At 54.8% G+C, this 13,266-nt stretch carries 10 protein-coding genes; 6 read left to right on the top strand and 4 right to left on the bottom strand.

The genetic code is table 11. The features are described from left to right. Positions 1-15: 15 nt before the first annotated feature. The 3 genes from C2U68_RS14195 to waaC are packed head-to-tail and all read left to right on the top strand — an operon-like array spanning position 16 to position 2,978. On the top strand, positions 16-942 hold the full coding sequence (locus tag C2U68_RS14195; protein ID WP_140913122.1) for a branched-chain amino acid transaminase: 927 nt from the start codon (positions 16-18) through the stop codon (positions 940-942). 6 nt (positions 943-948) lie between these two features. After that, positions 949-1,956: a lipopolysaccharide heptosyltransferase II gene (gene waaF, locus C2U68_RS14190; protein WP_140913121.1), complete on the top strand. Its 1,008-nt coding sequence runs from the start codon at positions 949-951 to the stop codon at positions 1,954-1,956. Between the two features lie 2 nt (positions 1,957-1,958). Next, the gene (gene waaC, locus C2U68_RS14185; RefSeq protein ID WP_140913120.1) at positions 1,959-2,978 is read left to right on the top strand and encodes a lipopolysaccharide heptosyltransferase I; all 1,020 of its coding nucleotides are present in this window, start codon (positions 1,959-1,961) and stop codon (positions 2,976-2,978) included. Here waaC and C2U68_RS14180 read toward each other — a convergent pair. After that, positions 2,975-4,138, bottom strand: a complete 1,164-nt coding sequence (locus C2U68_RS14180) for an HD-GYP domain-containing protein (protein ID WP_140913119.1) — start codon at positions 4,136-4,138, stop codon at positions 2,975-2,977. The two genes, waaC and C2U68_RS14180, sit on opposite strands and share 4 nt — an antisense overlap. A 43-nt stretch (positions 4,139-4,181) precedes the next feature. After that, complete coding sequence (locus C2U68_RS14175) at positions 4,182-5,405, bottom strand: HD-GYP domain-containing protein (protein ID WP_140913118.1); 1,224 nt, start codon at positions 5,403-5,405, stop codon at positions 4,182-4,184. Between the two features lie 354 nt (positions 5,406-5,759). On the opposite strand from C2U68_RS14175, the gene C2U68_RS14170 reads away from it, so the two are divergent. Beyond that, positions 5,760-7,217: a hypothetical protein gene (locus C2U68_RS14170; protein ID WP_186289616.1), complete on the top strand. Its 1,458-nt coding sequence runs from the start codon at positions 5,760-5,762 to the stop codon at positions 7,215-7,217. 62 nt (positions 7,218-7,279) lie between these two features. Then, positions 7,280-7,555 (top strand): cupin domain-containing protein, encoded by a 276-nt coding sequence (locus C2U68_RS14165; protein ID WP_140913116.1) that lies wholly within the window; start codon positions 7,280-7,282, stop codon positions 7,553-7,555. Positions 7,556-7,686: 131 nt separating this feature from the next. On the opposite strand, the gene C2U68_RS14160 is transcribed toward C2U68_RS14165, so the two are convergent. Together C2U68_RS14160 and C2U68_RS14155 are read right to left on the bottom strand one after the other, a co-directional pair. Continuing rightward, complete coding sequence (locus C2U68_RS14160; protein ID WP_140913115.1) at positions 7,687-9,012, bottom strand: HD-GYP domain-containing protein; 1,326 nt, start codon at positions 9,010-9,012, stop codon at positions 7,687-7,689. A 485-nt stretch (positions 9,013-9,497) separates the two neighbouring features. After that, a complete protein-coding gene (locus C2U68_RS14155) occupies positions 9,498-9,983 on the bottom strand; it encodes a TlpA family protein disulfide reductase (protein ID WP_140913114.1) in 486 nt (161 codons plus the stop codon). A 590-nt stretch (positions 9,984-10,573) separates the two neighbouring features. Between C2U68_RS14155 and C2U68_RS14150 the strand changes: the two genes are divergently transcribed. Continuing rightward, positions 10,574-12,910, top strand: a complete 2,337-nt coding sequence (locus C2U68_RS14150; protein WP_186289615.1) for a TonB-dependent receptor — start codon at positions 10,574-10,576, stop codon at positions 12,908-12,910. Positions 12,911-13,266 lie beyond the last annotated feature (356 nt).

Genomic DNA, 13,266 nt, shown 5'->3' with positions numbered 1-13,266 from the left:
AACGGGTTCAGACAAATGGCAACGATGGATGATAGAGACGGTTTGATATGGCTAGACGGGAAATGGGTTGACTGGCGTGACGCGAAAGTCCACGTCCTGACCCACACCCTGCATTACGGCTGTGGCGTCTTCGAAGGTCTGCGCGCTTACAAAACCGACAACGGCACCGCCATTTTCAAACTGGCCGAACATACCGACCGTCTGTTCCGTTCCGCGCATATCATGAACATGAAAATGCCGTACTCCAAGGAGGAGATCAACCAGGCCCACCGCGACGCGGTCGCCAAGAACAATCTGGAGTCGGCCTATATCCGCAGCATGGTGTTCTTCGGTTCCGAAGGCATGGGGCTGCGCGCCGACAACTTGAAAGTCCACGTCATGATCGCGGCCTGGACCTGGGGCGCTTATCTGGGCGCGGAAAACATGGAAAAAGGCATCCGCATCCGCACCTCGTCCTACACCCGCAACCATGTCAACAGCACGATGTGCAAGGCCAAGGCCAACGGCAATTACATCAACTCGATCCTGGCCTTGCAGGAAGCGCTATCGACCGGTTACGACGAAGCGCTGCTGCTGGACCACGAAGGTTTCTGCGCCGAAGGCAGCGGCGAAAATCTGTTCATCGTCCGCAACGGCAAGATTTACACCCCGGAAACCACCTCGGCGCTGGAAGGCATCACCCGCGACACACTGATGACGATAGCTCGCGAACAAGGCTACGAAGTGATCGAAAAGCGCATCACCCGCGACGAAGTTTATGTCGCCGACGAAGCCTTCTTCACCGGTTCCGCCGCCGAAGTGACGCCGATTCGCCAATACGACAACCGCGACATCGGCTCCGGCAGCCGCGGCCCGATTACAGAGAAGTTGCAAGCCTTGTATTTCGACTACGTCCAAGGCCGCCGCGCCGACCACAAGGAATGGTTGACGCTGGTATCCTAAACCGACGTGCCTGCCCCGCATAACATCCTGGTCGTCGGCCCATCCTGGGTCGGCGACATGGTGATGGCGCAAAGCCTGTTCATCACGCTAAAACAACGCCTCCCCGATTCTCATATCGACGTCCTGGCGCCGACCTGGTCTTTGCCGTTATTGGCAAGAATGCCGCAAGTGCGACAAGGCATAGCCATGCCGCTCGGCCACGGCCAATTCGGCCTCGGCGCCCGGTTTGGCTTAGGCCGTCAGCTTCGCGGCCGTTACGACCAAGCTATCGTCCTGCCCAACTCCTGGAAGTCGGGGCTGGTGCCGTTTTTTGCCGGCATCCCGCTACGCACCGGCTATCTTGGCGAATTGCGCTGGGGTCTGCTCAACGACCCCCGCCGACTGGATAAAAACCAACTGACCATGACGGTGCAACGCTTTGTCGCGCTGGGACTGCCTGCTGCAAACGAACAGCCGCCGGCCTATCCGATTCCGCAACTGGCGATCAGCGCCGAACAGCGCCGACAAGTCTGCGACAAATTCCGCATCGATGCCGACAAAAAAATCCTGGCACTGTGCCCCGGCGCCGAATACGGTCCGGCCAAGCGCTGGCCGGCCGAGTATTTCGCCGCCGTCGCCAATGCCAAAATCGGCGACGGCTGGCAGGTCTGGTTGTTCGGTTCCGATAAAGACCGACCGGCCGCCGATGCCATCGTGAATTTGACCGGCGGCGTCTGCCGCAATTTCGCCGGTGACACCTCGCTGGCCGAAGCGGTCGACTTGCTGTCGCTGGCCGACGCCGTAGTCAGCAACGACTCGGGCTTGATGCACGTGGCCGCCGCGCTGGACAAAAAAATCGTCGCCGTTTACGGCTCCTCCGATCCGGGCTTTACCCCGCCGCTGAATCCGGCCGCGCATATTCTGACCCTGAAATTGGAATGTTCGCCCTGCTTCAAGCGCGACTGCCCTTTCGGCCACACCCGCTGTCTGGTCGACCTACGCCCCGAGCAGGTGCTGGCCGCACTGGGAGCCTGACAATGAGAATTGCGATCGTCAAATTGTCGGCATTGGGCGACATTGTGCATGCGATGGTAGCCTTGCAGTTCATCAAGGCCGCCTATCCGGATCTGACAATCGACTGGATCGTCGAAGAACGTTTCGCCGGGCTGCTGGCAGACAATCCGCATATCGATCAGGTGCTGCCGCTGAATTTGAAGGCCTTGAAAACCGATAAGCTGCGCATATTCGGCGAAATCGGCAAGGTCCGCGGTTATGCCAAGCACGGCTACGATCTGGTAATCGACGCCCAGGGCTTGATCAAATCGGCCTTGGTCAGCCGGCTGCTGGCCGCCAATTGCGCCGGCTTCGATCGCAATTCGATCCGCGAAAAATCGGCGGCCTGGTTTTACGCGCAGACCGTCGCCTGCCCTTACGATGCCAACACCATAGACCGCAATGTGACGGTGCTGACCCGGCCGCTCGGGCTGGAGGTCGGGACCGATCGCATCCTGGAAAAACAGCCTTTTCTGTTTTTTCGACCGCCGCGAATCAGACTGGAAGACTATTTTTCCAAGCAACAAAGCAATATCCTGCTGGTGGTTGGCTCGACCTGGCCCAGCCGCAATTATCCGCTGGAAAAATATCTGCAGGTGATTTTCGGCGTGGAAGCCAATTTTCTGATCTGCTGGGGTAACGAAAAGGAACACTGGATGGCGCAATGGCTGGCGGAACGCAGTCTGGCGCGGGTGTTGCCGCAGATGAACCTCAACGACTTGAAAGCGGTCGTGGCCAAATCCGATCTGGTGATCGGCAACGACACCGGCCCGACCCACATGGCCTGGGGCATGAACCGACCATCTATCACCTTGTTCGGCCCGACACCTGTCAGCCGGGTATACCAGACCGAAATCAACCAAGTGCTGAAATCCCCGTCCGTGGTCGATCCGTTCAAGCTGAACAAAAACGATTTTTCGATCGGCGAAATTCCGGTAGCCGATATCGTGGCCTTGGCCAGACAATTGTTGCCAAAGCCTGCCGCCGAAGCGGCAGAAAGTTAAAGCCGCTCCATCGCCGCAAAGCTGGCGAGCAATTCGATAAACGGCTCGTCGGTTGCCGGAAGCCGCGCTATGGCTATATTGGAATGGACGGCTTGACTCAAATCGATGCGTTGTTCCTGAAACAGCAACTGTTTGTTGGAGTCGGCAATGACGCGGCACGCCGGCCGGCCTGGATCATCAGCCGGCATCTCATCCACCATCGCCAACACGCCATTGGACAATTCGACAACACATCCCGGCGGATAGACGGTGACGGCCTCGATCAAGCCGGCCACCGCGACGGCATCGAATTGTGCCGGACTCGCCTGATACAGATACCGGAGCGCTTCGACTTTGCTTTGCGCAGGCCGGTCGGCGCGATCGCTAAGCAGGGCTTCATAGACCGATGCCGCACCCACCAGCCGGGCCGGCAAACCGATTTGCCCGCCGGCCAAACCGCGCGGATAGCCTGCACCGTCCGGCCGTTCGTGGTGATCCCCGACAACCTCCAGCACCGTGCTTGGCACCTCCGGCGTCGTCGCCAGCAGCGCCAATCCCGTCGCTAGATGTTGCCGAATTTCTAGCTGCTCCGCGTCGGTCAGCAGCGAGGCTTTGCCTAAGATGGCTTGGGGCAGCTTTAGCAAACCGAGATCATGCAATAACGCGCCGATTGCGGTATGCCGCACCAGCTCCGGCGCCAATGCCTGCCGCTGTGCCAGAGCTGCGGCCAGAAAACAGACGTTGACCGCTTTGTGCGCCAACCTGTCACCACTCTGGTGCCAGCCTTCAACCCGGTTTAGCGAGATGCAGCCGCTATCCAGCACAGACACAATTTCGCAGGCAATGTCCTCGACGGCGGCGAAATCCAAGCCGGAGCCGGCGCGAATCCTGCCCAACACCGTTTCGAAACGGCTCCGGAACTGCAGCAACGGCCCCGGTTCCGGCGCGGCCGGCGCCGACCGGTCAGACGGGGTTGTGTAATCGTGTTCCGGCTCGGCTACGTCCAGCCCCTTCGCCAAATCGATGAACACTTCGCGGCAATACTGCCTTAAGGTATCGATGTCGGCGTCAGAGCGGATTAAAAACTTGGTGGTGAGAAACGGAATGTCTATCCATTTGCGGTCGGTACCGCATAGATACATGCCTTTACGCAGTTGGCTGGTGGCGATTTTTTTTACCATGGCAAAGAGTCGAAACGGTCTGTTGTGCAGCCGCAAGCGGGTTTCAGGAAACTTCCGGATACGCTTGGCTGAATTTACCGTCCCGGCAGTATTGGTTTAAGTCGATCCCGTAATCCTGCGGCCGCATAATTTGTTTGATCCCGTAACGCTTACCGTTTTTGTCGGTAGCGGTCACCGCCAGATCGAGGATGTGCTCGGCGATTGGCTGTTTGTTCTCGTCTTGAATCAGCAAAATCTTCGGCTTCAGCCGGTCGGCTCGGTTTTGTTCGACAATGACGCCAACTTCGCCGTTACTCAACTCGGCTAAATTGCCTTGCGGGTAAAAACCGATGCAGTTAATGAATTGAGTAACGAAATTGGCCTCGTAGTGCTGATTCATGCCTTTTACCAAGATGCCCAGCGCCTCCAAATGCGGTTTGCCTTTTTGGTAAACCCGGTCGCTGGTGATCGCGTCGTAAGTATCGACCACCGTCACCAAGCGCGTGAACAACGATAGCGCTTCTTTTCCCAATCCGCGCGGATAGCCGGTGCCCGCCAGATGCTCGTGGTGAGCATAGGCCACATCCACCGCGCCGGGATAGGCGTTGCGCGCCGACATCAGCACATTGCGTCCGTGCAACGTATGCTGACGCATGATGACCATTTCATCGTCTTCCAACCTGCCGGGTTTGTTCAGAATTTCCAGCGGCACTCGCATTTTGCCGACATCGTGCATCAACCCGCAAAATCCGAGTTTGTTCAATTCCTGGACCGAGAGCTTCAACTCGCGCCCCAGCAATATCGACAACACGCAGACATTCATAGAATGTTGAGCGGTATATTGATCCTGATCCTTGAGCTGGGTTAACAACAGCATGGCATCCGGATTCTCCAAAACTTGATCCACCGTTTCCGCCACGGCCTGCTTCACCGCGCTGACGCTGAACTGGTTGCCGAAGCGGATGTCATCCAGCACCGTTTTAATCAGACTACCGGTTCGGTTGAACGTATTTGCGGTCTGGTTGAACGATCTGGCAAAACTCAAGTGCTTGAGCGAATCGCTGTTTCGGGTCGGAATTGCTCCGGCCGACGACTTTTGCCATTTGACGTCGATATAGACGTAATCGCAAATATCCTGAATCAACTTAATATCGGCTGGGCTTTCGATCACGATACGATCGAACATGAACGGCGATTCTTTCCGCGGCTCCTCCAATCGGCATACGCACATACCGACTCTCAATTCGTAGACATGAATTCTGAGCTCACCGTCGTCTTTACTACTCATACCTGCGACACATCCCAACACGTTTACACATTTCAGCAATGGATACAGCTTAATACAGTCAGCAGCCGAACCCTATAGTCATACGACGCCGATCCCGCAAAATTGCATCGTCAAGTATGCGGCAATTCACAGTTAGAATCGGAAGATTCGGGTAGTGCATGCAGTCAGGCCACACCAAGCGAACCCAAGGACTTCCGGCGGTAATAATTCAATTGCCAGATTCGGATAAAGGTTTACACTGCATTTCCAACATGCCGGCAACCTCAGGCCGAAACCGATTTCGGCAGTCGTCGCCGCATGCTTACGAACAATAAGAATAGCGCCAGATCGGCCATTTTCCCGGAGAGAATCGTTATGCTGTTGAATCACAACGATTTCCAAGTCGACGCCGACGAATTTTACAGCCCCGAGCCGGCACCGAAACGTTTGCGCCGCAGACACCTGTTTTTTCTGGTCCTGCTGCCGGCTTTAGCCGCGACCGAATCCTATGTGTTTCTGCAACCTGCCGTCTATCAAAGCCAGGCGCTGGTATTGACCACGGCGGCGAGCGATATAGACCAAACCCACGCCGTAGCTGATCTGGAACACGTTAATATCCAAAAACAGGTACTGCTGGGGCAAAACGTGCTGGATAAAACCGTGGCAGTACTGAATAGCACGGAGAATTCGCCGCATGTCGGGGTCAACCAACTAAAAACCTTATTTCAGGTCAGCCCGATCGCGGATACCAATCTGGTACAACTCAGCGCCGAGGGCCACGAACCGCATTTTTTGCAAAAAGCCTTAAATACCTGGATTAGGGCCTACCAACAAATCCGCAGCGAATATATTGCCGAAATCAGCGATAAAGCCACGGTCGACATCAACGCCGAACTGATGCGCCTGGACCGGCAAGTACAAGACCAGCGCCGGAGCGTTGAAACCTTCCGCCGCGAACACGACATCGTTTCGCTGCAAAGCCCGGATAACGAAGCCCACGCCCGGTTGCAAGGACTAAACGGCGCGTTGAACAACGCCCAGGAAGAGGAAGTCAAGGCCAAGGCCAGACTCGAAGCGATCCGCGATGCTTTAGCGACCGGCAAAGCCGTGGTGACCGATACCGATTCGCAAACCCTGGCAGTATTGACGGCGCAAGCAGAAACCTTACGCGCAGCGCTGGAGCGCCAACGCAGCCAATACACCGACGAATACATCGATTTTCACCCGACGCTACGTACGGTTAAAATCCAACTGGCCGAACTGGAACGAAAAATCGCCGAGAAGGAGCAATCGGCCAGCCGCTTCGCCGAACAGGAGGCGGAGAATAATTACAATGCGGCCCAAGCCGCTGTGAAAAATCTGCGCCAGGAACTGGAACGGCATAAACAACAGGCAGCCGCTTACACCGACCGTTTTGCCCAGCATCAGGCAATGTTGGAACAGCTGGCCAAAGTGGAAGAGCTGCAAAGGCAAACTCGGCAACGACTGGTCGAAATCGAAGTAAAACAGCGACAAAGTAATCCGCAGCTGGATGTGGTCGACTGGGCCTCGTTACCGGAAACGCCGATCAGGCCAGACTACACGGCGGAAGCCGCAATCGCCGCTGCCGCCAGTCTGATGCTGGCGTTATTGGTCGTCTGGCTGCGCGATTACCTGAACAGGGAACCGATGCTGGCGACGATCAACAGCGTCACCGAATACCAAATCTACCACCAAGCCGACCCTCAACTGACAGAACATCCGGCCCCGCCCCACGTGGAGTTCGACCAAGTCAAAAAACTAAGGCGCTGGGACGATCCGAAACCTCTACCCGACGATCCGTCCCATTCCTAGGCGCTACCGCAGCATCAATGCTAGAATCCGGCTTTTGTTAAACTCAAGCCAAAAGGAAATTCATGAGCCTCATTACCGTAGAGCACAACCCCAGCGAAGAGCGTTTGCAGGAACTGGGTGTAGCAAGCTGGCCGATCTGGGAAAAAGAAATCTCTACCTTCACCATCGATTTCGACGAGACCGAAACCGCCTACGTGCTGGAGGGTGAAATCATCGTCACGCCGACCGGCGGCGAGCCGGTCCGCATTCTGCCGGGCGATTTGGTCATGTTTCACGCCGGCCTCGACAGCCATTGGGAAGTCGTCAAACCGCTACGCAAACATTACCACTACGATTGATTGCCGCCGCAGGCTGGCACTGATCGAAAAGGCATCTGCGGATGCCTTTTTTGTTTGCCGAACCCGCCTGGGTAATTTGTGGCCGAAAAGCCGACCCAGTCAGGATAAGGCTTGGGCCGGTTTCGGCGATTTTAAGCTCGGCTTTGGGCAAACCCCTTTTGCAAAACGCCCTGCCGATAATATTTACTGATGTCGATACCGTAATCCTGCGGCCGAACGATCCCTTTTATGGTCAGCACGTTACCGCGCTTGTCGAGTACCATTTCGGCCAAATTGACCACTCTTTCTTCGACCGGCTGCCCTTCCGAATCGAGCAAAATGATGACCTTAGGCCTCAGGCGCGCCAGCTCGTTGACTTCGACCACAATCGCAATTGCGCCATTGGTCATCTGCACCAGACTGCCCGGCGGATAAACCCCCAAGGCTTCGATAAATTTGACGACCAGCCGACCGTCCAACTGGCTGCCGCTCAAATTCGACATGATGCTGGTGGCCTCCAGGTGAGTCCGGCCCTTTTGATAGACACGGTCGCTGGTCATTGCATCGTACATATCGACAATCGTCACCATCCGGGTAAATAACGAAATGCCTTTGTCTTTGATCCGCCGCGGATAACCTTTACCGTCCAGGGTTTCGTGATGGGTTAAAGCCGTTTCGATCGCGCCCAAATACATATCCGAGCTCGATTTCAACAACTCGTGACCCAGCGAGGTATGCGAACGCATAATTTCCATTTCATCCTCATCCAACTTGCCGGGCTTGTTTAAAATCTCAAGCGGAATCAACATCTTGCCCATATCGTGCATCATGCCGCACAAGCCTACCAAATTCAGGTTGGACACCGAAAAGTTCAGGTGCCGGCCCAACACAATGGACAAAGCGCAGACGTTCAAACTATGTTGAGCGGTATATTCGTCCCGGTTTTTCAGCTGGCTTAGCCAAAGAAAAGCATCCGGCGAATGCAAAATACTGTTCACGCATTCGGCCACGGCAGCCTTGGCGGCCTTAGTATCGACGCCCTCGCCGCGAGCGATACGCTCCATAAAATCGGAAACCAGCTCCCCCATCTCCTGGTAAACCGATTCGGCCCGTTCGATTTCCTTTTCGAACACGCTCAATTTCGGCGGTGGCGGCGGGAAATCGGCGATGCTGTCTAAGGATAGATTTTCTTGCCCACCTTTGTACTCGACTACTTTCTTACGGCTCTTGGTGACGTCGATATACACGTACTCGCAAACCTCGCGCACCTTGCGAATATCGTCCTCGGTTTGCAATTCGAAACCCTGAAACAAAAACGGACTGTCCAGCCAGGGCCGGTCCAATTCGATCACATACATGCCCAGCTTGAGCTGAGCCACCGGCGTATAAACCCGCTGGTTAACGTCGTAAACGTTGACAGTGCTCTGTACCGTTTTTTTCTTGTTGCGACGGAACGGCCACCAATTTGTTATAGGCATGTGATTCGATTTACCGAAGAAGATGGAATGCGCTTTCCTGACCAAGGCGAAATCGCCGTCATCTGGCGCCAGCCGAATTGGGCCGGATGATACCGGTATGTCCAACGTTACCCAAGTTTTCCGCCGTGCGCTAGCTCTCGTTTCCGAGATGGAAACCTATCGTACCGGCATAACCGGCCACGACATAAAAGTAACATAATTTATCAGCGGACAGACGGACGGACTAGCCGAATGGAGGGCTGCGGTTGCTTGGCCCGCAATCCATCTGGCATTCCCCTGGCCTTGAACCGGCAGGATTTGAGTTTGGTCGCTTCAGACCCGCCACACGGAAGCCGAAACCACACCACTACCTGTTGCCCACGATGGCACAGAGCCGAGCGAATGGCGTCGCCAAGCTTCGACGCCTAAAACGGAACGCCAGTGGAAATAGGGCCGGCTGAATCGTTACTGGGTTAAGCAAAGCCGAAACGCGGCGGCAACTTGTTTCAGATTTTCATCTTGGCGAGCTGAGCCTCGAATTCTTCGAGCGTCATCGCCCCGCTTTTACCGTCGCGCCGGTGTCCGGCATCAAAGAAATAAGTCCTCGGCAACTCTCCATACCAAGCCGGATCGATCTCATAGCGTAATTTTTCCGGATTGTCGCCGCTAAAAGCCCAATTTTCCATACTGCCAAGCTTATGAGTGTCGACGATCCGCTGAATCTCGGGCAAGGCATCCCCCTCATCGGCCGCCAGCATCACGATCTTCAACGCCGGGTGTTTGTCGTGCAATTGATTGATGGCCGCCATGTCCTTCAGGCACGACGGGCAATCCACCGACCAGATCGCCAGCATCAGCGGCTTGCCGGCATTCGCCGCCAGAATTTGCTGGTAACTGCCGGGAATGAAGGGTTTTATCGGTGTTTGATCGGCCTCGGCGCTACCGGCCAAGCAAGCCATAGCCAAGCTAAAAAACAGGACAGGTTTTTTCATCAGTTAATGTCCGAATAGTTGGAAGGGATACGAGCTTTTTCGCTTGGCACATTACCGCCGATCCCGCCCGCATTCAAGCTGAGACTGAATCAGCAGACTAAGTCAACGATATATATGTTATTTAACATAGTTTTAATACCGCTTTGCCAATTCGTTCCACCACCCTAGGAACAACCTCACGTCGATTCCGCCCCTCCAAGCGACACTAAATACTCACTCCAGGGCTTCAAAGGCCGCCGTCGCCAAACTCGCGGCGAGCTCTGCAGAACGCTCGGTGTGGTCGGCTATCTTCCGGTTATTGCATCTCTCGAGCGGCGCCTGCCAAATACCGTGCGATGTGTTAGGCAATTTCCACTACATACTTCGCAAACATTCAACAGTTACCTAACGCAAAAGCCCTGCATTCGCGGCATATCACTCATTCAATACCCAGAAAATGAGTTAAATAACACAGTTTATTTTTAACACCCGCTTAAAACAAATAAAATCAAATAGATAACAACATGGTTTCACTATTGCTACTTAAAAACCTTTACACTTACCCGCTTTTGTTACCCGCCTTGTCGGCAATTTTGAGACTTTTCCGTACCATGCCAAGAAAAACTAAAATTAAGTCCGCATTCCTGATACTACCCGGTGCCGTCGCGTTAACACCCGACGTCAACGCTGCCGAAGCCTCCACGACACTATCGGACGTGGTTGTCACGGAGCAATCCGAAGACGGCCGCCCGGAAACCCCATCCAAAACCGATTTCGCCACGCCTAAAACCAAAGTGACCAAGGCAGCTATCGAGAAGACCAATGCCGTGACGACGGTGGACGCAATGAAATTCGAATCCGGCGTGTTTGCCCGGCAACGCTACATCGGCGACCAAAATGCCCCGATCGGCATGCGCGGCTCCAGTCCCTACCAAGGCGGCCGGGTCATGGTATTCATGGACGGCATGCCAATCTGGAACCCGTTGCAAATCAGCTTTAACGGCTCACCGCGCTGGGGTTTGATCGGGCCGGGCGAGATCAAATCGATAGACGTACTATCCGGGCCGTTTTCCGCCGAATACAGCGGCAACGCGATGGGCGGGGTTCTGAACTACAACACGTTGATGCCGCAGAAACGCGAAATCTACACTGAGGCGACCTATTTCGTGCAACCGTACGAATTCGAGGGCACCAAAACCAATCTGCAAGGCTTTAAGACCTTTGGCTCCTACGGCGATAAATTCGGCGATTTCAGCACCTATTTCTCGTATAACCATATCGAGAACGAAGGCCAGCCGATGACGCCGCAATTCTCCGGCGATAAAGGCTTCAACCGCAACACCGCCTTGGCCGGCATACCGAACGGCGCCTTTCTGGAGAAGAATCCGCGCACTGGCCAGTACCGGTACAACTACGGCGACGACGGCATCCAGCATTCGATCGACGACCTGTACAAATGGAAAGGAAGTTACGCGATCAACCCCGAGTTGGAAACCAACTTTGTCATTGCATTCCAGAATTTCGAACGGACCAATACCGGCCAGTCTTTCATCGAGCGCGCCAACGGCACCACCGTCTGGCCGGGCAGTAACGTAGCCAATTCCGGTTCGTTATGGCCGGCCACGTTGGGCGCGTCGCCGACCACGCTCGGTACCAGCACCCAAACCCGGCAAACGCTGACCTTGGGCTGGGGCTTGAAAGGCCGAATCGCCGGCGATTGGTATACCAACACCAATATCAGCTTCTTCGACATCCTGAAAGACCAAACCATCAGTTCCAACTACAATCCGCAAGACCCGAACCGGGTCATGACCGGACGCGATAGTTCGTTCGACGATTCCGGCTGGTTCAACATATCCACCAAGTTCAATAATGAACAATTCCTGGGCCGCAAGGATTTGTCGTTCGCGACCGGTTACGAATTTCAGCACTCCAGAATTTTGCTGACCCAAACCAACTTGGCCAATTATGAAAACAACACCCAAGCGACGAATTGGCTGAACTCGAAAAGCGGCGGCACCACCGATGTCCACGCCTTGTTCGGCCAATTGAGCTGGCGCTTTATGCCGGATTGGGATGCCACGGTCGGCACCCGGCTGGAACGGTGGAACAGCTATGACGGCATCAACCTGACCAGTACCCAACAAACCGGCCGCTTGAATCCGGCCGACAGGCAAGTATCGAGATGGTCGCCCAAATTCTCGCTGGGCTACGAGCCGGGCCGGTGGAAATTTCGTTATTCGGTCGGCAAAGCTTATAAGTTCCCGTTACCGGAGGAACTGTATGGCAACTCCAGCGGCGTCAGCGGCAACGTTTCGCTGGCCGACGCGACTTTGAAACCCGAGGACGGCACACACCACAACTTGCTGGCCGAATACGACTTCAACAACGGTTACGTGCGCCTAAACCTGTTCCATGAAAACGTCCGTAACGCGATCTACAACCAGTCGATTTATTTACCGGGCAGCGCGGTGCTGAGCACGCTGGTGTCGTCGATCGGCGAAGTCGAAACCGACGGTCTGGATTTTACGATCAACCACGACCGGGTGTTCGGTTCCAATTTCGACGTTAAATTGAACACCACGATATTGAATGCCGAGATCATCGCCAACGAGCGCAACCCGGCCTATGTCGGCAAGCAGTTCCCGTTGATGCCGAACTACCGCGCGAATCTGTTGACCACCTACCACTACGGCACCGATTGGGATTTTTCGGTCGGCACCCGCTACTCGGGCAGACAGTTTTCGCAATTGGATAACTCCGATCTGCAACTGCCGTACTACAGCGCATTTACCGAATCGGTCTACGTCGATTTGAAAGCCACATACCGCTTCAACAAAGCCGGCCACGTCTCCGCCGGTATCGACAACATCAACGACTACCAAGCGTTTTATAACCACCCCTTACCGCAAAGAACCTTCTTTGCCCAGGTCGGTTACAAATTCTAGTTATGCTATTTCGCTTGCGGGGCCGGTTATCCGACACCGGTTTCGCAAGCCGAATATTCCCCCGCGGGTTATCCGCAACACCCCTTTCAAATCAGCCTTCCCCTGTTCCGATTGATCCTGGCAATAATCCGAACAGAATTACTCCCGTTGTGAAATTAGGTTGTGTTGAGCAGCGAGAGAATATTGTCGTCCGACAAGCGGTCATTTCCCCGGCTTTACCAAAGTCCGCAAAACGATATCAAGCCGGTGTCGGGTTTGCGCAGGTTGACTGGGTTGAATGATAATGAAACCCAACTTCGAAGCGGATGGTTTGGAGTTTCCAAAAAAACATTTTGGATACAACGAAACTTGATTAA

Source organism: Methylomonas koyamae, assembly GCF_006483455.1.
In the GTDB taxonomy this organism is placed as follows: Bacteria; Pseudomonadota; Gammaproteobacteria; order Methylococcales; family Methylomonadaceae; genus Methylomonas; species Methylomonas koyamae_B.
The sequence above is the reverse complement of the archived record's forward strand: the minus strand, read 5'-3'. Positions and strand labels throughout refer to the sequence as shown.

Coding starts and splice junctions, on each gene's coding strand:
- C2U68_RS14195 (WP_140913122.1), top strand. CDS start 16: ATGGCAACGATGGATGATAGAGACGGTTTGATATGGCTAGACGGGAAA.
- C2U68_RS14150 (WP_186289615.1), top strand. CDS start 10,574: ATGCCAAGAAAAACTAAAATTAAGTCCGCATTCCTGATACTACCCGGT.
- waaC (WP_140913120.1), top strand. CDS start 1,959: ATGAGAATTGCGATCGTCAAATTGTCGGCATTGGGCGACATTGTGCAT.
- C2U68_RS14175 (WP_140913118.1), bottom strand. CDS start 5,405: ATGAGTAGTAAAGACGACGGTGAGCTCAGAATTCATGTCTACGAATTG.
- C2U68_RS14155 (WP_140913114.1), bottom strand. CDS start 9,983: ATGAAAAAACCTGTCCTGTTTTTTAGCTTGGCTATGGCTTGCTTGGCC.
- C2U68_RS14160 (WP_140913115.1), bottom strand. CDS start 9,012: ATGCCTATAACAAATTGGTGGCCGTTCCGTCGCAACAAGAAAAAAACG.
- C2U68_RS14180 (WP_140913119.1), bottom strand. CDS start 4,138: ATGGTAAAAAAAATCGCCACCAGCCAACTGCGTAAAGGCATGTATCTA.
- C2U68_RS14165 (WP_140913116.1), top strand. CDS start 7,280: ATGAGCCTCATTACCGTAGAGCACAACCCCAGCGAAGAGCGTTTGCAG.
- C2U68_RS14170 (WP_186289616.1), top strand. CDS start 5,760: ATGCTGTTGAATCACAACGATTTCCAAGTCGACGCCGACGAATTTTAC.